Origin of the sequence: Actinacidiphila sp. bgisy167 (assembly GCF_965342175.1) — a bacterium.
Classification (GTDB): domain Bacteria; phylum Actinomycetota; class Actinomycetes; order Streptomycetales; family Streptomycetaceae; genus Actinacidiphila.
In genome coordinates, this window is record NZ_CBDRBL010000017.1 from 53,531 (window position 1) to 77,016 (window position 23,486).

At 73.9% G+C, this 23,486-nt stretch carries 21 protein-coding genes and 1 pseudogene; 8 read left to right on the forward strand and 14 right to left on the reverse strand.

All coding sequences use genetic code 11. The annotated features are described in order from the left end of the window. Positions 1-11: 11 nt before the first annotated feature. On the forward strand, positions 12-833 hold the full coding sequence (locus tag ACRWND_RS09520; RefSeq protein ID WP_431947997.1) for an alpha/beta fold hydrolase: 822 nt from the start codon (positions 12-14) through the stop codon (positions 831-833). 232 nt (positions 834-1,065) lie between these two features. After that, positions 1,066-1,695, forward strand: coding sequence for a YigZ family protein (locus tag ACRWND_RS09525; RefSeq protein WP_431947999.1), 630 nt, complete (start codon positions 1,066-1,068; stop codon positions 1,693-1,695). A 183-nt stretch (positions 1,696-1,878) separates the two neighbouring features. Here the strand turns inward: ACRWND_RS09525 and ACRWND_RS09530 are convergent. Both ACRWND_RS09530 and ACRWND_RS09535 read right to left on the reverse strand, forming a co-directional pair. Then, a pseudogene (locus ACRWND_RS09530) lies at positions 1,879-2,010 on the reverse strand (hypothetical protein); the annotation flags it as partial. A 773-nt stretch (positions 2,011-2,783) separates the two neighbouring features. Then, positions 2,784-4,385 carry a serine/threonine-protein kinase gene (locus tag ACRWND_RS09535; protein ID WP_431948001.1) on the reverse strand — a complete coding sequence of 534 codons (1,602 nt, stop codon included), beginning with the start codon at positions 4,383-4,385 and terminating at the stop codon, positions 2,784-2,786. Between the two features lie 203 nt (positions 4,386-4,588). On the opposite strand from ACRWND_RS09535, the gene ACRWND_RS09540 reads away from it, so the two are divergent. Both ACRWND_RS09540 and ACRWND_RS09545 read left to right on the forward strand, forming a co-directional pair. Continuing rightward, positions 4,589-5,749 (forward strand): exonuclease SbcCD subunit D, encoded by a 1,161-nt coding sequence (locus tag ACRWND_RS09540; protein WP_431948003.1) that lies wholly within the window; start codon positions 4,589-4,591, stop codon positions 5,747-5,749. Then, a complete protein-coding gene (locus ACRWND_RS09545; RefSeq protein WP_431948005.1) occupies positions 5,749-8,751 on the forward strand; it encodes an AAA family ATPase in 3,003 nt (1,000 codons plus the stop codon). The genes ACRWND_RS09540 and ACRWND_RS09545 overlap by 1 nt, the downstream gene beginning before the upstream one ends. Here the strand turns inward: ACRWND_RS09545 and ACRWND_RS09550 are convergent. Next, entirely contained in the window at positions 8,716-9,165 is a 450-nt protein-coding gene (locus tag ACRWND_RS09550; RefSeq protein ID WP_431948007.1) for an Lrp/AsnC family transcriptional regulator, read from the reverse strand. The genes ACRWND_RS09545 and ACRWND_RS09550 overlap by 36 nt on opposite strands. A 93-nt stretch (positions 9,166-9,258) precedes the next feature. Here ACRWND_RS09550 and ACRWND_RS09555 point away from each other — a divergent pair, with 93 nt between their 5' ends. Then, complete coding sequence (locus tag ACRWND_RS09555) at positions 9,259-9,771, forward strand: rhodanese-like domain-containing protein (RefSeq protein WP_431948009.1); 513 nt, start codon at positions 9,259-9,261, stop codon at positions 9,769-9,771. Between the two features lie 19 nt (positions 9,772-9,790). Here ACRWND_RS09555 and ACRWND_RS09560 read toward each other — a convergent pair whose 3' ends face one another. The 5 genes from ACRWND_RS09560 to ACRWND_RS09580 all read right to left on the reverse strand — a co-directional run bounded on the left by ACRWND_RS09560 (position 9,791) and on the right by ACRWND_RS09580 (position 14,443). Beyond that, positions 9,791-10,597: an ATP-grasp domain-containing protein gene (locus tag ACRWND_RS09560; protein ID WP_431948011.1), complete on the reverse strand. Its 807-nt coding sequence runs from the start codon at positions 10,595-10,597 to the stop codon at positions 9,791-9,793. A 43-nt stretch (positions 10,598-10,640) separates the two neighbouring features. Then, the gene (locus tag ACRWND_RS09565; protein ID WP_431948013.1) at positions 10,641-11,186 is read right to left on the reverse strand and encodes a GNAT family N-acetyltransferase; all 546 of its coding nucleotides are present in this window, start codon (positions 11,184-11,186) and stop codon (positions 10,641-10,643) included. Beyond that, positions 11,183-12,121, reverse strand: coding sequence for an ATP-grasp domain-containing protein (locus tag ACRWND_RS09570; RefSeq protein ID WP_431948015.1), 939 nt, complete (start codon positions 12,119-12,121; stop codon positions 11,183-11,185). Before ACRWND_RS09570 ends, ACRWND_RS09565 begins: the two co-directional genes overlap by 4 nt. A 117-nt stretch (positions 12,122-12,238) precedes the next feature. After that, the gene (locus tag ACRWND_RS09575; RefSeq protein ID WP_431948017.1) at positions 12,239-13,915 is read right to left on the reverse strand and encodes a DUF885 domain-containing protein; all 1,677 of its coding nucleotides are present in this window, start codon (positions 13,913-13,915) and stop codon (positions 12,239-12,241) included. Positions 13,916-13,960: 45 nt separating this feature from the next. Further along, positions 13,961-14,443, reverse strand: a complete 483-nt coding sequence (locus tag ACRWND_RS09580) for an Lrp/AsnC family transcriptional regulator (RefSeq protein WP_431948019.1) — start codon at positions 14,441-14,443, stop codon at positions 13,961-13,963. A gap of 59 nt (positions 14,444-14,502) precedes the next feature. Between ACRWND_RS09580 and ACRWND_RS09585 the strand changes: the two genes are divergently transcribed. Further along, the gene (locus ACRWND_RS09585) at positions 14,503-15,678 is read left to right on the forward strand and encodes a trans-sulfuration enzyme family protein (protein WP_431948021.1); all 1,176 of its coding nucleotides are present in this window, start codon (positions 14,503-14,505) and stop codon (positions 15,676-15,678) included. Here the strand turns inward: ACRWND_RS09585 and ACRWND_RS09590 are convergent. The 5 genes from ACRWND_RS09590 to ACRWND_RS09610 form a co-directional block, all read right to left on the reverse strand. Then, positions 15,632-16,999, reverse strand: a complete 1,368-nt coding sequence (locus ACRWND_RS09590; protein WP_431948023.1) for a GNAT family N-acetyltransferase — start codon at positions 16,997-16,999, stop codon at positions 15,632-15,634. The two genes, ACRWND_RS09585 and ACRWND_RS09590, sit on opposite strands and share 47 nt — an antisense overlap. Before the next feature lie 74 nt (positions 17,000-17,073). Beyond that, a complete protein-coding gene (locus ACRWND_RS09595) occupies positions 17,074-17,595 on the reverse strand; it encodes a DUF1990 family protein (RefSeq protein ID WP_431948025.1) in 522 nt (173 codons plus the stop codon). 388 nt (positions 17,596-17,983) lie between these two features. Then, positions 17,984-18,235 carry a hypothetical protein gene (locus tag ACRWND_RS09600; protein WP_431948027.1) on the reverse strand — a complete coding sequence of 84 codons (252 nt, stop codon included), beginning with the start codon at positions 18,233-18,235 and terminating at the stop codon, positions 17,984-17,986. Between the two features lie 98 nt (positions 18,236-18,333). Further along, the gene (locus ACRWND_RS09605; RefSeq protein ID WP_431948029.1) at positions 18,334-18,837 is read right to left on the reverse strand and encodes a cupin domain-containing protein; all 504 of its coding nucleotides are present in this window, start codon (positions 18,835-18,837) and stop codon (positions 18,334-18,336) included. Between the two features lie 357 nt (positions 18,838-19,194). Continuing rightward, a complete protein-coding gene (locus ACRWND_RS09610; RefSeq protein ID WP_431948031.1) occupies positions 19,195-19,833 on the reverse strand; it encodes an HD domain-containing protein in 639 nt (212 codons plus the stop codon). A 191-nt stretch (positions 19,834-20,024) separates the two neighbouring features. On the opposite strand from ACRWND_RS09610, the gene ACRWND_RS09615 reads away from it, so the two are divergent. After that, positions 20,025-20,705 (forward strand): SMI1/KNR4 family protein, encoded by a 681-nt coding sequence (locus tag ACRWND_RS09615; protein ID WP_431948033.1) that lies wholly within the window; start codon positions 20,025-20,027, stop codon positions 20,703-20,705. A gap of 80 nt (positions 20,706-20,785) precedes the next feature. Continuing rightward, a complete protein-coding gene (locus ACRWND_RS09620; RefSeq protein WP_431948035.1) occupies positions 20,786-21,334 on the forward strand; it encodes a GNAT family N-acetyltransferase in 549 nt (182 codons plus the stop codon). Positions 21,335-21,565: 231 nt separating this feature from the next. On the opposite strand, the gene ACRWND_RS09625 is transcribed toward ACRWND_RS09620, so the two are convergent. Next, positions 21,566-23,131, reverse strand: coding sequence for a purple acid phosphatase family protein (locus ACRWND_RS09625; protein WP_431948037.1), 1,566 nt, complete (start codon positions 23,129-23,131; stop codon positions 21,566-21,568). Positions 23,132-23,486: the final 355 nt, after the last annotated feature.

The following is a 23,486-nucleotide window of genomic DNA, read 5'->3' on the forward strand; positions in this document are numbered from 1 at the left end:
GGCCAGTCCCGGTGACGGCACTTCGGACCATCACAGTCGACGGCTCCCCCGTCCACGTCATGGAGAGCGGCACCGGACCCGCGGTGCTGATGCTGCACGGCTCCGGACCCGGTACGACCGGATCCGGAGCCTGGGCGACGACGGCACAGGCGCTGGGCACGTCCTGGCACCTGGTGGCTCCTGACCAGGCGGGGTTCGGCCGTACACCAGTCCCGGCGGGCTCCAGGGGTGGGCTCCGGCTGTGGACGGAGCAGGCCGCGGGCCTGATGGATGCTCTCGGTGTCGAGAACTACGCCGTGGTGGGCCACTCCATGGGCGGTGCAGTGGCGCTGGCGTTGGCGGCGGCGCGTCCCCGGCAGGTCACCCGTGTCGTGGCGGTCTCGACGATGGGCGCCCCCGGGGCGCCGCTCTCCGCCGATCTCGACGCGGTCTGGGCCGCCCCCGCCGGCCCGCTCGGGGCACGAGACATGCTGAGTCGCCTCGTCTTCGACCAATCGCTCGTGACCGAGTCGGCCGTCGCTGCCCGTGCAACTGCGATGCGAGCGGGGGCGGCCGCATTCGCGTCGTTGTTCCCTCCGCCCAGGGAACGTTGGGCCGACGAGCTCACCCTCTCGGCGCAAACACTGGCAGGGGTGCGCGCGCCCGTGCTGCTCGTCCACGGCGCCGAGGACCGAGTCACCCCGCTCGGGGCGGCAGCCCTGCCCCTGCTCGAACACCTGGCCGATGTCCGTCTGCACGTGTTCGGCCGATGCGGGCACGTGCCGGCGCTCGAGCACCCGCACGACTTCAGGCGGCTCCTGTCGTGCTTCCTCGGCCGGGAACGAGGTGACTGATCGCCGCGACAGGTCCGCAGCCAGCAGCTGGGGATCCTCATGGGCATGGCGCATCACAGGGCCGATCCTGCTCTGCTGGTGCGCAACGAGGCCACCTGCGGCCCATGTGTCCCCCAGGCCCGTCAGGATCTCCCGAACCGCCGCGCCGTCTCCGTGCACGTCGTCCTCCCGCGATTCCGATCCTGGGCAGCGAACCAGAGGAGGCCTCCCGCTGTTCCCGTAGGGTGGCGGGGTGCTGGAGCGCTACCTGACGATCGGACGTGAGCACGTCCACGAGAGCGAGATCAAACGCTCGCGGTTCCTGTGCGCGCTGGCGCCGGTGTCCGGTGAGGAGGAAGCGCAGGAATTCATCGCCCGCGTCCGCAGGGAGCACGCCGGGGCGACGCACAACTGCTACGCGTTTGTGATCGGCGCCGAGGGCAGGATCCACAAGGCGAGCGACGACGGCGAGCCGGGCGGCACCGCCGGCACGCCCATGCTGCAGGTGCTGCTGCGCCGCGAGGTCCGGGACGTCGTCGCGGTCGTCACGCGGTATTACGGCGGCATCCAACTCGGCGCGGGCGGCCTGGCGCGCGCCTACGGGGGCGCCGTCTCGGCGGCCCTGGACGAGCTCGGCACAGTGGAGCGGCGCAAGCTCGCGCTGGTCACCGTCGTCGCCGGCCACCAGCGGGCCGGGCGACTCGAGAACGACCTGCGCGCGGCGGGCCGCGCCGTGCGCGGCGTCTCCTATGATGCGGCGGAGGTACGCATCGACCTGGGCGTGCCGGAGGAGGAACTGGCCGCATTCCGGACCTGGCTCGCCGACGCCTCCGCGGGGACCGCGGGCGTCGAGGTGTCGGGCAGCGCCTATGTGGAGGTCTGAGGAGGTTCCCCGCCGGGTGCGGCGCCGGGACGGGCAGGCCGCCGGCGGCGAACTCACGGACGCAACGGTCGGAGCGGCCATTCCCGCCGTCGGCGGTGTGCCGCGCAAGGACCCGCGGGCGGCACCGGCCGCCGTCAGCGGCCAGACGGCGACCGCGGCCCATAGCAGCGCGTGCCCCAGGTCCGCGAGGACGGGGAGGGCGGCGGCGTCCGCCACGACCAGGCTCGCCGCCGCCGTCATCCCCAGCGGGAACACCGTGGCCCAGCGCCGGACGTCGTAGTGGGTGCGCGGCCACCGCGCCTCGGCGGCGTACATCAGCGCCACGAACCACAGCAGGCAGGCCGCGAGCAGGACCAGCGCCACAGTGCGCAGGGTGCAGGCCGGGCGCCCAGCGCAGAAGGCCGTGCGGATCGGCGGCAGCCGTCAGCTTGGCCGCGGCGAGCGCGCTGATCGACAGAGCTCCGCCCGCGATCCGGTGGTCGCCGGCGCCCACCCGGACCTCCCGCAGGTCGAAGCGGGCGAGCGCCATGGCGTACAGGGCCAGGCCGACCAGGAAGAGCAGCAGGCCCGTCCCGCACAGCCACGGCAGGTGCAGCGGCCCCGCGAGGGTCGCCGCGCCGACGGCCAAGCCCTCCGTGGCCACGCACACCAGGAAGACGGCGCCCGGCAGCCGGGATCCCCAGCGCCGGACCACCGTCACGAGAAGCAGCGGCCACAGCACCGCCGACAGCGCCAGGGCGGCCGCCGCGGCCTCCTGCCACCCCCGCAGCGACAAAAACGTGCCGAGCACGCAGGTCGCCGCCACGGCCGTCAGCCCGGCGGGTGTCGCGGCCTCCCGCCACCAGCGCTCCGCGCTCCGGGCCAGGCGTGCGGCGAATGCGCCCGCGCACCCGGCCCACACCGCCGAGGCCAGCGCGAGCGCCGTCAGCGCGGCGCCCTCGTACCCGGCCAGCCGCAGACCGGCGGAGAAAATGCCGGCCGCCATGACGGCCGCCCCGGCCGCCGGTGTCAGTGCGCCCACCGTACACACGGGGGATCTCGGGCGGCGCCGGCCACCCTACACGCCGGGGTTCGCCCGTCCGGAGAGGTCAGTCTCCTGTTTGGACCTCTTGGACCTCGCCCTCGAGGGTGGCGTAGATCTCGCAGGCGCGGTCGTTGTCGCTTCGGGCGTAGCTCATCTCCGGTCCCTGCACGACCACATAGCTGTGCGTCGGGTGCTCTATGGTGCATTCCCTGTCCAAACGGCTCATCAGGGCCGGAAGCGCATCCCAGTCGACTTTCGAGAGGTCGACGGTCGTGGGGTCGTTGAGGTAACCCTCCTCGGCCGACTTCTGGAGCTTGCCGCCGCGGTACAGGTAGGTGTCGAAGTGGGCCTCGTCCGTCTTCTTCGGTACCTGCAACTCCGCGTGGTCCTCGTAGAGGAGCAGCGCCAGCACCTCGGTGCCGCCAGTGCCCGACTTCGCGGCGTCCGTCATGAAGCGTCCCCCTGCCGCAGAGAGCAGCTTCACCGGCACAGCCGCCGTCGGGGAGCCGACGGAGCCCTTGCGCGCGCTGGGGCTTTTGCCCGCGGTGCTGCCCATGCCCGCGGCGTCGGCGTCCCCGTCGCCATGGAGCTGCGGGAGAAGGGTCAACAGCAAGGCGCCCACGACGCCCACCGCCGCCACCGCGCCGACCGCCGCCCCGGCCTGGCGGGCACGACGTCCGCGACGGGCCGCGGAGGGCGGTTCGGACGGCTGGGGCGTGGTCGGCAGGTACGTCGTGGGGGCGGTTCCGAAGCCGGGGGGTGTCTCGCCGCCAGGCGCGGGCAAGGACACGGGCGGCGGTGCCGCGGGCAGGGACGCGGGCGGTGCGCCCCGTTCCACGTCGGCGAGCATCCGGTCGAGCGTGTCCGCGTCGGGGCGTGCGGCGGCGTCGCGTACGAGCAAGGCGGTGAGGACGGGGCTGAGCGGTCCCGAGCGCACCGGGGGCGGTACGGGTTCCTCGAGGACGGCGACGAGGGTGGCGATGGTGGTCTCGCGGCGCAGCGGGTGGACACCTTCTGTCGCGACGTACAGCACCATGCCGAGAGACCACAGGTCGGAGGCGGGGTTGCCCTCCTGGCCGCGGATGCGTTCGGGGGCGATGTACTCCGGGGAGCCGATGAGGCCGCCCGTGGCCGTCAGGCGGGTCGCGTCGCGGAGGGAGGCGATGCCGAAGTCGGTGAGGACGGGTGTCGTGTCAGGCCGCAGCGCGATGTTCGCGGGTTTGACGTCGCGGTGGTGGACGCCGACGGCGTGCGCGGCGCGCAGCCCGGCCAGCAGGCCGCGGCCGATGCCGGCGGCCTCCACCGGGGTGAGCGTTCCCCGGGTCAGCCGGTCCTGCAGGGAGCCGCCGGTCACCAGCTCCATCACGAGCCAGGGGTGCGGAAGATCCCCCCTGTCTACGATGTGATGAATTGTGACGACGTTGGGGTGGTGCACACGGGCCAGGGCGCGGGCCTCGCGCAGTACGCGCTGCCGGGCCTTCGCCGCGGTCTCGGGGTCGGCGTCGGCCGTCTCCGGGTCGGGCGGTCGTACTTCCTTCAAAGCGACCTCCCGGTGCAGGGCTGTGTCGCGGGCCCGCCACACCAGCCCCATGCCGCCGCCGCCCAGGCGCTCCAGCAGTTCGAAGCGGCCGTCGATCACTCTTCCACGGGAGTCGCTCGCCGTCATGGCGGTTATCGTACGGACGGCCGGGGACGTTGATCGACCCTTGATCGGCCCCGCCCGAATCCGGGCTCCGCCACGCGTTGTCGGTGGCGGCGGATAGCCTCCTGTCGGAGAGCACGGGACCGTGGCGTGGGGACACTGAGGCCCGTGCGGAGCACGCGGTACTGGAAGCCGGAGGAGACGGACATGCGCGGGGGAGAGCCACGGTGAGGCTGCTGCACACCTCCGACTGGCATCTGGGCCGGTCCTTCCACCGGGTCGGGCTGCTCGACGCCCAGGCGGCGTTCATCGACCACCTGGTGGCGACGGTCCGGGCGGAGCGCATCGACGCCGTCCTCGTCGCCGGTGACGTCTACGACCGGGCGCTGCCGTCGCTGCCCGCCGTCGAGCTCTTCGACGACGCGCTGCACCGGCTCGCCGCCCTCGGCGTGCCCACGGTGATGATCTCCGGCAACCACGACTCCGCCCGCCGGCTGGGCGTGGCCTCGGGCCTCATCGACCGCGCCGGCATCCACCTGCGGACCGACCCGGCCGGCTGCGCCACACCGGTCGTCCTCGCCGACGCGCATGGGCCGGTCGCCCTGTACGGGCTGCCCTACCTCGAACCGGCCCTCGTCCGCGAGGAGTTCGCCCTCGAGCGCGCCGGGCACACCGAGGTGCTGAGCGCCGCGATGGCACGGGTCCGCGCCGACCTGTCCGCGCGCCCCGCGGGCACGCGCTCCGTCGTGCTGGCGCACGCCTTCGTCGCGGGCGGCGCCCCCAGCGACAGCGAGCGCGACATCACGGTCGGCGGTGTGGCGGCCGTGCCCGCAGGCGTCTTCGACGGCGTCGACTACGTGGCCCTCGGCCATCTCCACGGCAGCCAGACGATCAACGACCGGGTGCGCTACTCCGGCTCCCCGCTCGCGTACTCCTTCTCCGAGGCCGACCACCGCAAGAGCATGTGGCTGGTCGACCTCGGCGCCGACGGTTCCGTGGCCGCCGAGCGGATCGACTGCCCCGTGCCCCGGCCGCTCGCCCGGATCCGCGGCCGCCTCGAAAACCTGCTGGACGACCCGGCGCACGCGGCGCACGAGGACTCCTGGGTCGAGGCCACCCTCACCGACCCGCATCGCCCGCACGAGCCCATGGCCCGCCTGCGCAAGCGGTTCCCGCACGCCCTCGCCCTGGTCTTCGACCCCGAGCGCGCCGACGCCGATCCCCAGGCCACGTACGCCCAGCGCCTGCGCGGCCGCACCGACCGGCAGATCGCCGAGGACTTCGTGGTCCATGTGCGCGGCCGGGGCCCCGACATCGCGGAGCGGGCCGTCCTGCGGGACGCCTTCGACGCGGTCCGCGGCGACGCCGCACGGACGGAGAGCGACTGATGCGCCTGCACCGCCTGACCCTGACCGCCTTCGGGCCGTTCGCCGGCCGCCACACCGTGGACTTCGACGAGCTGTCCGCCGCCGGGCTGTTCCTGCTGCACGGCGCGACCGGCGCCGGCAAGACCTCCGTCCTCGACGCCGTGTGCTTCGCCCTCTACGGAGGCGTCCCCGGCAGCCGCCAGGGCAACCGGCTGCGCAGCGACCACGCCGAGGAGGACACCCCCACCGAGGTCGTGCTCGACCTGACGGTGGGCGGACGGCGGCTGGAGATCACCCGGCGGCCCGAGCAGCCGCGTCCCAAGAAGCGCGGCACCGGCTACACCATGGAGAAGGCCGTCACCCTGCTGCGCGAGCACACCGCGGGGGAGTGGCGGGCGCTCAGCAAGTCCCACCAGGAGGCGGGCGAGGAGCTGAGGCAGCTCATCGGCATGAGCCGCGAGCAGTTCTGCCAGGTCGTCCTGCTGCCGCAGGGAGAATTCGCCACCTTTCTGCGGGCCACGGCCACCGAGCGCGCCGCACTGCTCGGCAGACTCTTCGACACCGGTCGCTTCAAGGCCGTGGAGGAATGGCTGCGCGCCGAGCGGCGGGCCGCCGAGCAGCGCGTCGCCGCCGGTGACGAGGAACTGCTGCGGCTCGCCGAGCGGATGAGCCAGGCCGCCGGTGACGACGCCGAGGCCCTCGCCGGACCGCTGCCGCCGGGCGCCGCCGCCGGGGACCCGGAGTCGGCCGCGCACATCCTGCACTGGGCGGCCGTCCTGGCCACCACCGCACGCGAGCGCGCCGACATCGCCGACCTCGCCGTGGCCGCCGCGGAGGGCGCGCACGAGCGGGCGCAGCGCGAGGCCGAGGCGGTACGCGAGCTCGCCGTCCTGCAGGGCCGGCACGCCGCGGCCGAGCGCCGCGCCCGCGACATGGCCGGCGAGCGCGCGGCACGAGCCCGTGAGCAGGCGCTGCTGGAGACGGCGGAGCGGGCCGCGACCGTGGTGCCCGTCCTGCAGCTGCGCGAGCGCGCGGCCGACCGGCAGGCCCGCGCGGCCGCCGACGAGCGCACCGCCCGCGCAGGCCTGCCGCCCGAGCGATACGAGGCGAGCGCCGACCAACTGGCGGAGTACGAGGACCGGCTCCGCGAGGAGCTCGGCGGCCTCGAGGACGCCGGCCGGGCCGAGCAGCGCGCCGCCGAACTCGCCCGCGAACGTGAGCGCGTGGAGCGCGAGGCGGCCGAGGACGAGCGGCTGGCCGCCGACACGGCCGCGTGGCTCGAGGGCTGGGAGGCCGAACGGCTCGGCCGTGAACGCGCCGTGGACGCCGCCCAGACCGCCGCCACGCGCGCGGCCGAACTCTCCGCCGTCCTCGACCGGGCCGGCCGACGCCTCGACGCCGCCCGGCAACGCGACACCCACGCCGACGCGCTGCTCGCCGCGCAGGAGCGGCTGCGCACGGCCCGCGACGAGGCCGCCGACGCCCGCGAACACTGGCAGGACGTACGCGAGGCCCGTATCGAGGGCATCGCCGCGGAACTCGCCGCGCAGCTCAGTCCGGGTGAGGAGTGCCTGGTCTGCGGAGCCACCGAGCACCCGCACCCGGCCCGCCCCACCGGCCGCCAGGTAAGCCGCGCCGACGAGGAGGCGGCGCAGGAGGTCCACCAGCGGGCCGCCGCCGCCCGCGACGCCGCGCTGGAGCAGGTCGCACGCCTCACCGCGGCCCGCGACGCGGCCCTCGCCGCCGCCGGCGTCGAGCCGGTGCCGGAACTCGCCGCCGCGCACGCCGCCCTGGAGGCGGAGCACCGGGCCGCCGTGCGGGCCGCCGCGGCGGCGCCCGAAGCGCGTCAGGCGCTCGACCGGGCGCTCGCGGAGCACTCCCGCCGCACCGCCGAGCGCGGTGAGGCCGAGCAGCGGCTCGCCTCGCTCACCACCCGCCGCGAAATCCTCGACCAAGAGCACGCCGAGCTCACCGCCCGGCTGTCGCGCGCCCGCGGCCCCTACGCCACCGTCGCCGAGCGGCGCACCCGGCTCGCGGCGGACGCCCGGCTCGCGGCGAGCGCCGCCCGGGCCGCCCGCACCGCGCAGGAGTCCGCCCGCGCGCTGAAGGAGGCCGACGCCGACCTGGCCGACGCCGCCTACAAGGCCGGGTTTTCCACGCCCGAGGCGGCGGCCGCCGCCGTGCTTCCGGAAGCGGAGTTGCGGCGGCTGCGGCAGCGGGCGGAGGAATGGCGCCGCGCGGAGGCCGCCGTCACCGCCGAACTCACGGCTCTGGAGGTGCACGAGGCCGCCGCGCAGCCCCCGGCCGACCCCGACGCGGCCCGCCGGGCCGTCGAGACCGCCACCGCCCGGCTGCGTGAGGCCGCCGCCCGCCAGAACGCCGCGCACACCACCTGCGACGCGCTCGACCGGCTGCGGACGGAGGCACTGCGCGGCACCAGGGCGCTCGCCCCGGCCCGCGAGGAGTACGCACGCCTGCGGCGCCTCGCCGACCTCGCCACCGGCGCCGGGGAGAACACGCTGCGCATGGAGCTGGAGACCTATGTGCTCGCCGCCCGGCTGGAGCAGGTCGCGGCCGCGGCCAGCGCGCGGCTGCACCGCATGTCCTCCGGCCGCTACACCCTCGTCCACACCGACGCCCGCGCCTCACGCAACGTCAAGTCGGGCCTGGGCCTGATGGTCGTGGACGCCTGGACGGGCACCGAGCGCGACACCGCCACGCTCTCCGGAGGCGAGACCTTCTTCGCCTCCCTGGCCCTCGCCCTCGGTCTCGCCGACGTCGTCACGGACGAGGCGGGCGGCGCCCGGCTCGACACCCTCTTCGTCGACGAGGGCTTCGGCAGCCTCGACGAGCAGACCCTCGACGAGGTGCTGGACGTCCTCGACGGGCTGCGCGAACGGGACCGCGCCGTCGGCATCGTCAGCCACGTCGCCGAACTGCGGCAGCGCGTCCCCGTCCAGTTGCAGGTCGTCAAGGGGCAGCGCGGGTCAGCCCTGCGCCACCGCACGGCGGGCGAGCGGTGAGGAGTAGACGACGCTCGTCGTCACCGAGCCCAGACCGGAGACCCGGCCGGTGATCTCCTCCAGGTGACGCATCGAACGGGCGGCGACCTTCAGGACGAAGCAGTCGTCCCCCGTGACGTGGTGGGCCTCCATGATCTCCGGAGTCGACTCCAGCAGATCGTGGAACGGCTTGTAGTTGCCGTGCGGGTAGCGGAGCCGGACGAAGGCCAGGATCGGGCGGCCGGTCCGCTCCAGGTCCACCACGGCCGTGTAGCCCGTGATCACCCCGGCCTCCTCCAGCCGCCGGACCCGCTCCGTCACGGCGCTCGGGGACATCGACACGGCACGCGCCAGCTCGGCGTAGCTCGCCCGGCCGTCGCGCTGCAGGGCGTCGAGGATGCGCCAGTCCACGGCGTCGAGGGAATCCACGGTCATACCTCTGACTATCAGGGAAATCCACGGCCGGGCAAAACGGCTGCCGGGGAACGGCCCTTCAGGCGGCCGTCCGCGGCTCGTAGATTGTCCGCCATGACGACACGGACCGCTCCTTCGCACCCCACCGCCACCGGCAACCCCGTCCTGCGCACGCCGCCCGCCGCGCCCGCCGACGCCGCCGCGTACTTCGCCGCGAGCCTCGCCTTCCACACCGACGTGTCCGACGTCGCGGCCGCCCTCGCCACCGCGGCGGAGACCGGCGCCCACCCCGGCTTCGTCGTCGTGGACTCCCGCTCCACCCAGGCATGGGAGCAGGGCCACGTCCCCGGCGCCGTCCACCTGCCCACCGCGGACGTCCCGAGGCTCGCCGCGGCCCTCCTCGACCGCGACGTGCCCGTCGTCGTCCACTGCTGGGGCCCCGGCTGCAACGGCGCCACCCGCGCGGCGCACGCCCTGGCGAGCGCCGGCTACCGGGTCAAGGAGATGCTCGGGGGCATGGAGTACTGGATCCGCGAGGGCTTCGCCCACGAGACGGCGGGCGGCACCGAGCGGCGCCCCGCCGACCCGCTCACCGCCCCCGTGGGCGCGGACGACTGCGGCTGCTGAGGCCGCCGCGGCGGCGGCCTCAGCGCACGACGGCGGCGGTCGGGCGCAGGAACCGGCGGTCCCCCGGCCCGAAGGCGGCGAGCGGCCCCGCGGCCCGCAGGACGACGTCCAGCACGGCGGCGGCGTCGCAGGCGTAATGGCCGCTCGCCCAGGCGGCGTTGGCCTCGACCACCGCCCAGCCGCCGGTGGTGCGGCCGACGTCGACCACGATCGCGCGGGGCAGCTCCGGCACGTCGGGCGCGAAGAGCCGCCCGGCGAAGTCCCGTACCTCGCCCGCCAGCGGGTCGTCGTCCAGCGGCGCCACGTCCAGACCGCCCCGGCTCGCGTAGCGGCTGCCCGTCACCACCTCGCCGTCCAGCAGGAACAGCCGGTACTCGACGGCGAACGCCACGATGTCGCTCACCAGCACGGGAACGTCGTCGTCCACGGCGTCCGGGCCGGGCAGCCCGCTGCCGTCGGGGTACACGCGGGCCGGGAAGCTCTTGTCGTTCGGCGGCTTGACGAAGGCGGGCCTGCGCAGCGTGCGGGCCTCCGCCAGCGTGGTGAACGCGACCTCCCGCCCGACCAGTTCGAACGGCAGCCGGGCCAGCCAGTCCCCTTCCGCCTCCAGCAGCCCGAGGCCCAGTTCCGCCGCCACGGCGTCGGCGAACAGCGGCCCCGCGTACAGCGACGGGCCCACCGCGTCCGCCGCGTCCCGCGGCACCCGCCACGTGGGGAGGGTGCGCGTCGCCATGCCGCGCCCACGGGCGGCCGCGGCCAGCGCGTGGCCGGTGGCGGTCACCCGGGGTGAGAGGAAGAGGGTCCGGGGCGAGGGAACGGTGTTCACGGTCGCCGATGATGGCGCACCCGGCGGGTGACGCGACACCGCATTACGCCGTCGCACCCCGCCCGGCCGGCCGCAGCTCGTACGCCCAGTGGGCGTCCCGGTCCGCGACCCGCCCGAAACCCGCCCGCTCCAGCACCCGTTGCGAGGCGCGGTTGCCCGGATCGGTGGTCGCCACCACGGCGTTCACCCCGGTTCGGCTCAGCGCCCACCGGGACAGCACGAGCACGGCGTCCGTCGCCCAGCCGGCGCCACGCGCGGACTCCGACAGGTCGTAGCCGATCTCCACCAGGCCGTCCGCGGCGGACGGCGGGCCGTGGAAGCCGATGCCGCCGAGCGCGAGGCCGACGTCCGACCGCTGGATCACGAACAGCCCCCACCCCGGGGTGTACACCCCGGCGGCCGCGGCGATCGTCGACATCCCGGCCGCGATGATCGTGCCCTCGCCCGGCCCGCCGTCGATCCACACCAGCCCGGCCGGCTTCCCGTCGGCCAACTGCGCCGCTTCCTCCGGAAGCTGCTCGCGCAGGGTCAGCCGGCCGTGGCTGAGCACCAGACGGCCGTGGACGTGGCTGGCCTGAGGGGTCGTCACGAGGCACCTTCTCGCAGGGGGGACCGGTCGGACCGGTGGGACGGGGCGGTACCGCCCGGCTTGCCGGCCAGGGCGGACAGCGCGGCGGCGAGCGTCGTCACCGACGCGCCTGCGGACAGGTCCGAGACCTGACCGTCGCCCACTTCCACCACCCGCCACCGGCCGTCCTCACGCAGCGCCAGATCGGTGGTCACGAAGGGGCATCCCAGGCCGCTCACCAGGGGGCGCACCGCGTCCACATCCGGAGCCGGACGCAGGTCGGGGGTGTCCGGGTGAGCCGTGACGAGCGCGGGTTCGCCGCCGGTCCACCAGACCCTTGCCTCCCCGACCGCCTCGACGAACGGCTCGAAGGCCCGCACGACGATGCCGCCCGCCAGGTCGTCTCCCTGGAGCGCGGCGAAGCGGGCGACGACCGAGGTCAGGCGTTCGGTGTCCCCGAGCTCGGGGACGTAACAGGCCTCGTCCCACTCGTGCTTGCGGGATTTCACGTAGTCCTTCACCACGGCGGGGCCTTTGCCCAGGGGTGCGGTCGCCTCCGCCAGCGCCGGTGCGCCCGGAGGCTGCCCCTCGGGGTCGAGGGGCAGCCACGTGCTGAGCGGCGTCTGCGCGGCGAGCGTCTCGTACCAGCCGGGCAGCTCGTGCGCCCTGCGGTACTGGTCGGGGGAGGTCATCAGGACGACGCGGCGCTCGGACAGCGCCGCGGACAACGCGGCGTACCGCTCCGCGGACATCATCCATCCCCGGTACCAGGCCGGTCCCGCACCGAAGGGCACCCGTGAGGTGGCGGCAGCGGCGTCGCCCGCGAGCAGGGCGTCGTGGTCCACCAGCGCCACGTCGTGCCCGAGGGCCCGCACGGCCTCGGCCTCGGCCGCGAAGTGCGCGTCCACCCGGCCAGGCCGCAGGGCGTCGGCGCAGAAGACGAACAGCACCCCCATACCCGCACCCTATCCGGCCGGCGCCGCCGTCGACGGGCTACCGGTCATGTGAATGGGGGCCTTCCGAACCCCATGGGCGGCGGCCCGCCGAGGCCCGCCGCCCGTGGGCACCGTCCGCTACAGCTTCGAGAGCTCGTCCACCAGGTCGTCCAGCCCCAGGGAGCCCTGCGACAGCGCGGCCATGTGCCAGGCCTTGAGGTCGAAGGAGTCGCCGTGGGCCTTGCGGGCGGCCTCGCGGCCGGCGAGCCAGGCGCGCTCGCCCAGCTTGTAGCCGATGGCCTGCCCCGGCATGCCGAGGTAGCGGATGATCTCGCTGTCGAGCATGGCGTCGCTGAGACCGTTGTAGAGCCCGAAGAACTCGCGTCCCAGCTCCGGCGTCCAGGTCTCGCCCGGGCGGTACGGGCTGTCCTGCGGGATCTCCAGCTCCAGGTGCATGCCGATGTCCAGGATGACGCGGGTGGCCCGCAGCATCTGCCCGTTGAGGTAGCCCAGCCGGCGTCCCGCGTCCGTGAGGAAGCCGAGCTCGTCCATGAGACGCTCGGCGTACAGCGCCCAGCCCTCCGAGTTGGCGCTGACCTGGCCCAGCGTGGCCTGGTAGCGGCTGAGCCGGTCCGCGACGTACACCCACTGCGCGAGCTGCAGGTGGTGGCCCGGGACGCCCTCGTGGTACCAGGTGCTGACCAGGTCCCAGACGGGGAAGCGCTCACGGCCCAGGGTGGGCAGCCAGGTGCGGCCCGGGCGGGAGAAGTCCAGCGACGGCGACGTGTAGTACGGCGCGGCGGCGCTGCCGGGCGGGGCGATGCGCGACTCGACGCGCTTGACGGGCTCGGCGAGGTCGAAGTGCGTGCCGTCGAGCGCCGCCACGGCCTCGTCCATCAGGCCCTGCAGCCACTCGCGGACCGCGTCGACTCCCTCGATGGCCTCGCCTGCCTCGTCCAGGTGCGCCAGGGCCTCCATCGGGGTGGCGCCGGGCAGCACCTTCTCGGCCTCGACGCGCATCTCGGCCTCGATGCGCCGGAACTCCTCCCAGCCCCAGGCGTACGCCTCGTCCAGGTCGAGGTCCGAGCCCGTCCAGTGACGTGCCCAGCGGGCGTACCGCTCGCGGCCGACGGCGTCCGACGTGCCCTCGACAGCCGGCGCGTAGGTGTCGCGCAGCCAGTCGCGCAGCCCGGCGACGGCGGCGGCGGCCTCGGCGGCGCCGCCGTCGAGCTCGTCCCGCAGGGTCTCGGGGCCCTCCTTCACGAACTGGGCGAACCAGCTCCCGTCCGCGTCCTCGCCCAGCCACTCGCCGAGCTGCTCGATGACGGTGGCGACCTGGTGCGGCCCGGCCGGCAGCTTGCGGGCGAGGCCCTCCTCCAGGGAGGCCCGGTAGCCGGACAGCGCTTCCGGCACGGCGCGCAGCCGCGCGGCGACGGCGGCCCAGTCCTCGTCGGTCGCGGTCGGCATGATCAGGAAGACGTTCCGCACCGCGTGCACCGGCGAGTGCAGGTTGCTGACCGAGCGCAGGCCCTCACCGGCCTCGTGGACGGCGAGCTTCGCGGTGAGCCGCTCGCGCAGCAGCCGTGCGCAGCGGCGCTCGTCGTCGTCCGGCACGTCGGCCGCGTCGATCTCGGCCAGGGTGCGGCGGGTGAGTTCGGCCTTGGCCTCCAGGCCGGCGGGGGAGTAGTCGGGGAGCCGGTCCTTGCCGGTCTGCACCCCCAGGTACGTGGCGGTGATGGGGTCGAGTTCGGTGACCGCGTCGACGTAGGCGTCGGCGATCCGGCGGGGCAGCGCGCTGCCGGTGGTGTCGGGCATGGCCACATCCTGGTACGGAACGGCCCGGTCGTCACCCCTTGACGATCATCTGCCCGGCGCGGGCGGGAGCAGCGGGCCGCAGTCCCAGTGCTGGAAGATCAACCGGGTCTCGACGCGGGCGACTTCGGGCCGCGAGGTGAACTCGTCGACGACCAGCCGCTGCAGGTCGGCGGTGCTCGCGACGGCGACGTGCACGAGGTAGTCGTCGGGCCCGGTGAGGTGGAACAGCGCCCGCGACTCCGGCAGTGCCCGCACCCGTTCCACGAAGGGGCCGATCAGCTCCCGGCGGTGCGGCCGCACCTGCACCGCAAGCAGCGCCTCCAGCGGCCGCCCGAGCCGGGCCGGGTCCACCCGCAGCTCCTGGCCGAGGATCACCCCGCTGCGGCGCAGCCGGCTGACCCGGTCCAGGCAGGTCGAGGGGGCCACGCCGACGGCGGCGGCGAGGTCCTTGTAGGTCGTCCGTGCGTCGTTCTGCAGGAGTCGCAGAATCTCGAGGTCGACCGGATCCAGAAGCACGGAATCGGACATCGGCCGAAACTAGCACGGGCCTTTCCCTTTACGGACCGGGAGCCGTTCAGCATCGGGCCATGGACACGACAGCATCGGCGCACCTCCGCGCCCTCGCCACCGAGGCCGTGCACGCCGGCCGCGAAGACCTCGCCGACCTCGGCCTGCACGCCGTCCCCCTGGACCTGTCCACCACCTACCCCTCCCGGGACAGCCGCGCCGAGGCCGCCCGCCTCGACAACTTCGCCGCCACCGGCGCCGCGCTGACCGGCCCGCCGGTCTACTCCCGGCTCGACAACCCCACCGTGGCCCGCTTCGAGACCGCCCTGGCCAGGCTGGAGGGCGCCGAAGCCGCGGTGGCCTTCGCCAGCGGCATGGCCGCCCTCACCGCCACCCTGCTGGCCCGCGCCTCCATGGGGCTGCGGCACGTGGTGGCCGTCCGCCCGCTGTACGGCTGCAGCGACCACCTCCTGACCGGGGGGCTGATCGGCACCGAGGTGACATGGACCGATCCGGCCGGCGTCGCCGACGCCATCCGCCCCGACACCGGCCTGGTGATCGTGGAGACCCCCGCCAACCCGACGCTCGCCGAGGTCGACCTGAGGGCCGTCGCCCACTCCTGCGGCGAGGTGCCGCTGCTCGTCGACAACACCTTCGCCACGCCCGTCCTGCAGCGCCCCCTGGAAAGCGGCGCCCGGATCGTGCTGCACAGCGCGACCAAGTACCTGGGCGGCCACGGCGACGTCCTGGGCGGGGTCGTCGCCTGCGACGAGGAGTTCGCCCGCGTGCTGCGCAAGGTGCGCTTCGCCACCGGCGGGGTGCTGCATCCCCTCGCGGGCTACCTGCTGCTGCGCGGGCTGTCCACGCTGCCGGTCCGGGTCAGGGCCGCCTCGGCGACGGCGGCCGTGCTGGCCGAGCGGCTGGCCGCGGACCCGCGGGTGGCGAAGGTGCACTACCCGCGGATCGGCGGCGCCATGGTCGCGTTCGAGGTCCAAGGCGATCCGCACGAGGTGATCGCCGGGGTCCGGCTGATCACCCCGGCGGTCAGCCTCGGCAGCGTCGACACCCTCATCCAGCACCCGGCCTCCATCAGCCACCGCATCGTCGACGAGGGCGACCGCCGCGGTGCGGGCGTCAGCGACAGCCTGCTGCGCCTGTCGGTCGGCCTCGAGGACGTCGAGGACCTGTGGGCGGACCTGGACAGCGCGCTCAGCGCAGCCGAGCGCGCGAGCCGGCGGATGCCAGCGAAGCGGTGACGACCAGGGTGCTGTCCTCCACCTGGTAGTCCAGCGGCAGACCCAGGCGGCGCATCGTGGCGACCATCGCGGTGTCGGTCGCCCGGGTCACCGCGTAGACGCTCTCGCATCCCGTGTCGGCGGCCTGGGCGGCCAGGCGGCGCAGCAGTTCCAGACCGATGCCGCGGCGCTGCCAGGCGTCCTCGACCAGCAGGGCGACCTCGGCCTCGTCGCCGTCCCCCATCAGGTGGCCCAGGGCGACGATGCGGCCGGAGCCGGTCCGCGCCGCGAGCGTCCGCCCGAAGCGCGGGCTGAGCAGGTGGGGCAGATAGCGGTCCGCGTCCGCGACCGGCCCGTGGTAACGGCGCGCCAGGGTCGCCGCGGAGCAGCGGGCGTGGAGTTCCCGGGCGGCCTCGAGGTCCTCGGGCCCCGCCGCGCGGACGGTGATCTGCCCGCCCACGGGCGGGAGGGGAGCGGTCCGGCCGATGGCGCCGCCCAGCTGCGCGCCGAGCTCGACCAGTGCGCGGGCCCGTGCGAACTCGGTCGGCGTGAAGGGGAGATGGGCGCGCTCCACGGTGACGGAGCCACCGGCCGGTTCGCGCAGCCGCATGACCGTGCCCTCCAGGGTGTCCCCGGCCGGGTCGGGGCCGGCCATGCCGGGCGGGACGGTCCGCACCGTGCAGCGGCCGAGCAGCTGCCGTATGGCCAGGGGGAGTCCGGCGGCATCCATGGCGGTACGGGTGGCCAGGCCCAGCACCCGGGTCGGGGTGTCGACGAGGTCGTGGGCGTCGGCCCGCTCGATCCAGGTGTCCCGCCCGCCCCCGGCGGCGACCGCCCGCGTCAGGTCGCCCGGCGCGAGCGCGGCCGGCGCGCGGACCAGGAACTCGTCCACGGCGCCCTCGGCCAGGGGGTGCGTCTGGAGCGTGAGGATGTCCACGTCCTGCCCGGCGAGCGCGGCGCACAGGACGGCGAGGCTGCCCGGCGTGTCGCGCACGGTGGTGCGGAGCCGCCACAGCGTGGTCTGCGCGGAGGGCCCGCCCATGGCGGAGACCTTCGCCCGCTCGGTCGCACGGCCCCCGTTCGGGCCGCCTGCGGGTGGGGGCGTGTGAGCATGACGGCGCGCCCACCAGGTGTGGAAGCCGGCGGTCGCGACGAGCGCGGCGGCCGACAGGCACAGCAGGGCCGGGCCGTCGGGGGCGTGTCCCACGAGGTTCGCGACGAGGTCGGCGGTCGCCACGGCCACGAAGAGGGCCGCGAGTTCGATGACGTCGCGGCGCCAGTGGTGCTGCTGCCTCCGAGCGGTTGCGGAGGCAGCGGTCGTGGCGGAGGTCAGATCGCGCATGCAAACACCATGCCGAACGGGTGTTGCGCGGCCACGAACGCGTTGTGACCGGCGGGTAAAGTGTGGTGCCTGGCTCAACTCCCCCCTTCGGCGATTCCGTTCTGCGACAACCGGCGCAGGCACCGGCCGTAGCGGCGCACCGCGGCACGTTGAGTGGCGCGGCTCAGCGGCCCCAGTACACCCACGTACCACGCCCCCGGTCCGCTGAAGGCCGTGACATCCAGCCACACGGTCCCGTCCGGGGTGCGGCTCACCACGAACGCCTCCTCCCCGCGCTCCGGGTGACCGGGGAGCGTCCCGTACGCGAACCCCACGCGCTCCGGGCCGTGCTCCGCCCACACCACCTCGCACGGCGCGCGCAGCGGGCCGATCCGCAGGGTCACCCGCACCCCCGGTGCCGCGTCCGGGGTGCCGGCGGGAATCCGCAGCCCGGCCGCCCGGTGCATCCGCCACCCGATCAGCGCCCGCCCGGCCGCCGCCAGGACCTCGGGGCCCCGGCCGAGCCGGATCCGCTCGTGCAGGCGGCGGAACCCTGGCGGGGTCGGCTCACCGGTTCGTGTCACCCCGACCTGCTCATAGGTGAAGCCACTCGTCACGGCGCGCTCCTCCCGTCGTCCGTCGGGACTCTGCGGAACATCGGCCCCCCGGCCGCCCCGGCCGCTCCCAGGGGGCCCGGACATCGCCGTGCCGCCCTGTCGACCCGCACATGCTAAACCTGCCGCACCGCTCCCGCGCTGCGACGCGGGAAGGCGTGACCACCCCTGCGGCGTCCTCATCGCCCCGGCGCCCAGGGCCGCGGCTTCCACCGCACGCGGGGCGGCGTACCCACCACGCCCCGCGTGACCGGGCCTTGATCAGGCCGTGGCGTGATCATCCCGCAAGCGCACGTGGCCCCCCCGGCACAGGATCGGCCGCTGCGGATCCAGCCGGCCGACCAGCGCGCCGCGCTCGTCCACCAGGAGCGGGGGCGTTCCGGCTCCGGTGTCATGCCGGCGCACGCCACCGGGACGGCCGGTCGGCGGCACCCGCTTTCGGCCCGGCCTCCCAAGCGGCCGGCGGTGACGCGACCAGGGTCAGCCTGCCTGCCGGTGCGGAGCTTCCCCCCCGCAGCTCGACCAGGAGCAGGTCGATGCCCGCTGCGGCGGCGGCCTTGCCGACCTCCGAGGAGAGGGCGATGAGCGCCTTGTAGGCCGCCGCGTGCTGCTCGCCGATGCTGGCGCGCTGGGGGGTGGTCATCCGTTCCTTCGATTCGTTCGTTTCCCGCGTCGTTCCCTCGGGGGACGACGCGGTGGCGGGTGGGGTGTGATCCGGCGGGAGCGGAGTTCGTGACGGTGTCACCGCCCGCGGCGTTGCGGGAGCTGGGACGCCGGGTCGTCGACCTTGAGTTGGTCGCCGGTCTTGGACACGAAGACGACCAGGAGCTTGGCCGGCTCGGTCCGGCTGCTGTTCTCCGTGAGGACGTGGTGGGCTCCCGGCTCCTCGATCCAGGTCCCGCCCTGGTGGTGGGTGGTCACGGGCTTGTCGTCGAGCTTGCTGCGTACGGTGCCCTCGAGGACGTAGGCGAAGACGAACGCCTGACCGTGCCGGTGCGGCCGCGCGCTCGCGTCGGGCGGCAGCTCGACGATCGCCGAGGTGAACGTCTCGCCCTTCACCTGCGGAAGGGCCTGGTGGGTCAGGGGTTTGAGAGTCTCCACAGGGTGTGTCGATGCGGCAGTCTTCGATGCCGCGGCCGTCGCCGCCGCCCGGGAGTGGGCGGGCTCGGCGGAGGTCGAGCAGGCCATGGCCGCGGTCACCGCGGCGATCGCCAGGGCGCCGGCGGCTATGCGGATGCCGATCACGATAGGTCTCCTCCATCAGTTCTGTGTGCGGCGATGATGTGGCCGGCGGTGCCTCACGGCGGCGGGCTGGAGACCGCCGACCACCGACCCGGACGGGCCGTCCCCCGGTTGTGCCGGCCGGATCGGTGAGCCGGGGCCGTCCGGACTCGGCGACGAAGAGGACCGCTCGCCCGTCCGGGCGGCCCGGGTCGGAGCGGGGCACGCTCCGGCGCGGTGACGGCCCGTGCGCCGGCCCCACGGCGAGGGCGACCCGCAGACCCGGTCCGCTCGTGGTGCTGCAAGGGCCTGCGCACCGCCCGAGGCGACGCTCCCCGTGCGGACGTCTCGCACGTCCCGTGGCGACGGTGACGTTCCGGGTCAACTCGGCCAGGGAGCGCCGAGCATGAGCTCGACCGTGGTCGTCCGGCGGAAGCCGGGGACGAAGTGCTCCAGGACATCCGCGTTCACGGTTCCGTTCGTGGTATCCGGGCGCCACTTGAGTCCGTCGACGTAGGCCCGCAGGAACGCGTTCTTGAAGTCGTCGCGCGGATGGGCGGCGGTGATCTCGTCCACCTGGTCGCGGTCGAACTCGTCCAGGTCCAGGCCGAGCACGTCCGTCAGGACCCCGAGACTGGTGAGGGCGATCTCCGGGCCCATGCGGTGGGGAATGCCCGGGGTCGTGTGCAGTGCGATCGCCGTCCACACGACGTCGGCGGCAGCGGCGGGATAACCGCGGTCGAGCATGAACGCGCGTGCGTGGTCGGCCCCGTCGACCTCGAAGCGCTGTTCCGCGTCGGAGAACGGCGTCGAGAGGCCGGTGTCGTGAAACATGGCGGACAGGTAGAGCAGCTCCGGATCGGGCTCCAAGCCGAGTCTGCGCGCGTGCAGGACGCCGAAGACGTAAACGCGCCGGGAGTGGTGGTAGACGAGCGGACTGGTCATCTCCTGCATGACGCGGGTGGCCTCGGCGACCGCCGCCGTCTCAGGTACCTCTACCCCTGCGATGTTCTCGCTCATGACCTCTGTGCTTTCCGATACGCCAGTGCTTCGCACGGACGGTGTGTCCGTCCCCTCCACACTGCCGACCGGTCCGGTTCCCGCGCCGCCTCCGTCCGGACATGAATCACCTGAATCCGGACAACCGGCGCCGGGCGGGCCGCCACGCGGCCCACGGCCCGGGTGTCGGTGGCCCCATGTACGGTCTGCGCATGAAGGGGCAACGGTGGGTGGGAGTACGCCAGCGGGTCGAGGCGCTGGGGGCGGTGCCTGAGGGCGGCACGGTGTTCGGGGCATCCGGGCACCAGTGGGTGGTGGAGGAGCCGCTGACCCGGGACGAGCTCGCCGAACTCGAGGCTCAGCTGGGCGTGCGGCTACCGGAGGAGTACCGGTCCTTTCTGCTCCACGTCGGTGCGGGCGGCGCCGGCCCGGCGTACGGCTTGTTCCCGGTTCGGCGCGTGCAGGGCCGCTGGCGTTGGGAAGGCGACGGCGCGGACCTGGCCGACCTGTCGAGGCTTGCCGAGCCGTTTCCGGACCAGGGCCCGGACCCCGAAGTGCTTGACGACCTCCTCGCCCGACGCCCCGAGGAAGAGGACTTCGACGACATCGAGGACTTCGATGACGCCATCGAGGTGTGGGACGAGCAGTGGGAGGCTGCCATGTTCGCCCCAGAGCGCACCGCAGGTGCCCTCGTGATCTCCCACGTGGGTTGTGCCCTGAGGCAGTGGCTGGTCGTCAGCGGCAGTCATCGCGGCACGATGTGGTCCGACTGCCGGGCGGACGACGTCGACCTTGCGCCAGTCCTGGACGACAACGCCATGCCGGTGAGCTTCGCCGACTGGTACACCGCTTGGCTGGAGAACGCCGAGCGCGCGGCACTGCCGGCATCGTAGGCCCGGTGCATGGTGCCGCTGAGGCCGTACGCGCAGGGACCGTCGGGCCGAGCAGTTCGGTGGTCGGCTAGAGCCGCGCGATGATCGAAGGAAAATGGGTGAGGCTGCGCGCGCTGCGCTCCGACGACGCGGAACATCACCTTCGGTGGCGCAACGACCCGGAGGTGGTCCGCTGGGCCGCGGCCGGCGATCCGAGTTTCGGCCCCGTCACGGCAGAGGCGGTCCGACTCGGCTTCGACACGATGCCGCGCCTGAGCCCGAGAGAGTCAGCCGTGTTCACGGTCGAGGACCTGGCAGGCGGACGGGTGATCGGCATGGCTGACTACCGGGACCTGGACCCGTACGCCCAGGTGGCAACGCTGGGAGTCACCATCGGTGAGCGTGAGTTCTGGGGGCGCGGCTACGGCAGTGACGCGCTGAGGCTGCTCGTCGACCACCTGTTCGGCGCGTACGGCCTGAGTCGTCTGGAACTGGACACCTGGAGCGGCAACGAACGCGCCGTGCGCGCCTTCACCAGGCTGGGTTTCCGCGAGGAAGGCCGACGCCGCTCGGCGGTGCTGGTGGAGGAGATGCGCTACGACGGCGTGCTCTTCGGGATGTTGCGCGAGGAGTGGGCGAGCCCCGTGTGACGGTCTGGCCGCGGCGTGCCTCGTTCCAAGGCGGCCCTGATGCGCGCGCCGATCCGCTGGGCCTCGCGCGGTGTCCCCATGGGGGAAGCGGCCCGGCTGACCGAACGCCCGGCGGCGCCCGCGCGCCCCGGGGTTCGAGACGTACACGCCAAGGGCTCCTGGCCGGCAATGCCTGGGGCCGGTACGACGTCCCGGCCCCAGGCATTGCCGGCTGCTGCTGCTCGTGGTGGATCAGTGCCGGCCGTGGCCGCCGTCACTACGACGGCGTTGGAGCGTGAACTTCTCGAAGACCGACAGCTCACCTGTGGGCGTGATGATGTTGTAGTAGGTGACGTGGATGCGGGTCATGTCACCGGGGTGACGGCCCGGGTCGACGGAGAACTCGGCGAAGCCGTACGGATGCTCCGCGTCACGGACGCCGATCCAGACCGCGGTCTCCTTCTCCTTGACCGAGTTGTACTTGCCGACGCGCTCCATCTGGACGTATGCCGAGTGATGCCCGTGACCGTCGGCGTCGTCGGTGGTGAAGCTGTTGTTGGTGATGCCTGACACGCCGCCACCGCCGAGGACCATGTGCGTCGTGCCGTGCGCACTGTCGATCACATCGAGTGCGGTCTGGCTCGGGTTCGGTGTGAGGGTGACGCTGCCGGGGACGACGCCACGCACCGCCAACGAGCGCTCGTAGTCGTGCTCGTGGCCACAGACCACCAGGTCGACGCCGTACTTGTCGAACAGCGGGCCGTACGCCGCGCGGAGCGCGACATCAGGGCCGTTCGCGGCGGTCGCCGAGCTGATCATCACCTGGTGCATGCAGACGACGATCCAGTCGATGTCCTTCGAAGCCCGTGCCGACTTGAGCTCCTTCTCCAGCCAGGCGAGCTGCCGACCGCCGGAGTAGCCCTTGATGTAGATGTCGCCGCCCTCCTGCAGGGCGATGTCGTCGTTCTGCAGGGCGATCACCTTCACCCCGCCGACCGTGAAGGAGTACCAGAGGTTGTCGAGCTCGGGCTGGGTCTCGGTCGAGGGCAGCTCGAAGTAGGTCTGGTACGCGTCGAGACCGAGCTTGCCGTTGGCCAGCTCGATCTCATGGTTGCCCGCGCACGGCATCCACGGACGGAACCGCGCTGAGCGGCTGTTGTTGGTGAGGAAGTCGCGCCAGACGCGTACGCGGTCGGGCCCGGTGTTGGCGTAGCAGAGGTCACCGTTGAGGAGGTGGAACAGCGGGCCGACCTTCTCGACGCCGGTGACGATGTCCGCGGCGGCGGGCGTGGCGTTGGGCTCGAAGTCCCGGCCCGAGGCGTCGGCCGGGTTCGCTCCGGTCTTCCACGTCACGCCGGGCGCACCCTGGTCGCCGAAGCTGGTGAAGGTGAACGGAGCTCGGCCGGACGGCGCCGTGTGGAAGGTGCCGGCATCGGGGGTCGCGCCGTCGTGCTGGGCCGCGTACAGGTAGTCGGTGTCGGCCTTGAGCTTGCTGATCAGCGCGTGATGGACCCAGACGGTCCGCCCGGAGGTGCCGTCCACGTAGGTCTTCGTCGTCGCGCGCACGGTGGAACCGAAGCCTCCACTCAGCGTGCCGTAGACGACCCGGGGGTTCTTGACGGCCGCGTCGGTGACCCAGGAGACGACCATCTGGCTGCGTGGGTCGGCGCCGAAGGTCAGGTGCAGGCCCTGGACGGGGGTGGTGGCCGAGCCGGTGGCGAGACCGGTGACTTCCGATTGCGCAGGGACCGCCTCGGCGGTTCCGGCGCCGAGGACCAGTGGTCCGGCGGCGGCGCCGGACACTGTCGCGCCGAACAAGCCGAGCGCGTTGCGACGAGAGATCCTGGTTTGCTTGGGTTCTTCCGACATTCAGGGGCCTTTCGCGTCGTCGGGTGCAGTCGCACACCGACCGGTCAGCAGCGCTCCGGACCTGATGGCGGGCTGCGGAAGGTCAGTGGTGCGCGCACTCACGGACGCTAGGAAGCACGGTCGACCGGAGGGGTGAGACAGGCGTGAACGGCAGATGGCGGTCACCGCAACGGACGGCCGTCACCGGCGGCCTGGCCCTGCCTTGGCTCGCCTTGGAGCCTCGGGGAGTCTCGGGCGCGCTCCCGTCGCGCTGGCGCTGCTCCACGTCGGCCCGCCGGACGGGACCGAGGCGGACTGCGGCGGA

Coding starts and splice junctions, on each gene's coding strand:
- ACRWND_RS09535 (WP_431948001.1), bottom strand. CDS start 4,385: ATGACGGCGAGCGACTCCCGTGGAAGAGTGATCGACGGCCGCTTCGAA.
- ACRWND_RS09570 (WP_431948015.1), bottom strand. CDS start 12,121: ATGGGGGTGCTGTTCGTCTTCTGCGCCGACGCCCTGCGGCCTGGCCGG.
- ACRWND_RS09555 (WP_431948009.1), top strand. CDS start 9,259: ATGACGACACGGACCGCTCCTTCGCACCCCACCGCCACCGGCAACCCC.
- ACRWND_RS09580 (WP_431948019.1), bottom strand. CDS start 14,443: ATGTCCGATTCCGTGCTTCTGGATCCGGTCGACCTCGAGATTCTGCGA.
- ACRWND_RS09575 (WP_431948017.1), bottom strand. CDS start 13,915: ATGCCCGACACCACCGGCAGCGCGCTGCCCCGCCGGATCGCCGACGCC.
- ACRWND_RS09600 (WP_431948027.1), bottom strand. CDS start 18,235: ATGACCACCCCCCAGCGCGCCAGCATCGGCGAGCAGCACGCGGCGGCC.
- ACRWND_RS09545 (WP_431948005.1), top strand. CDS start 5,749: ATGCGCCTGCACCGCCTGACCCTGACCGCCTTCGGGCCGTTCGCCGGC.
- ACRWND_RS09615 (WP_431948033.1), top strand. CDS start 20,025: ATGAAGGGGCAACGGTGGGTGGGAGTACGCCAGCGGGTCGAGGCGCTG.
- ACRWND_RS09585 (WP_431948021.1), top strand. CDS start 14,503: ATGGACACGACAGCATCGGCGCACCTCCGCGCCCTCGCCACCGAGGCC.
- ACRWND_RS09620 (WP_431948035.1), top strand. CDS start 20,786: ATGATCGAAGGAAAATGGGTGAGGCTGCGCGCGCTGCGCTCCGACGAC.
- ACRWND_RS09610 (WP_431948031.1), bottom strand. CDS start 19,833: ATGAGCGAGAACATCGCAGGGGTAGAGGTACCTGAGACGGCGGCGGTC.
- ACRWND_RS09590 (WP_431948023.1), bottom strand. CDS start 16,999: ATGCGCGATCTGACCTCCGCCACGACCGCTGCCTCCGCAACCGCTCGG.
- ACRWND_RS09550 (WP_431948007.1), bottom strand. CDS start 9,165: ATGACCGTGGATTCCCTCGACGCCGTGGACTGGCGCATCCTCGACGCC.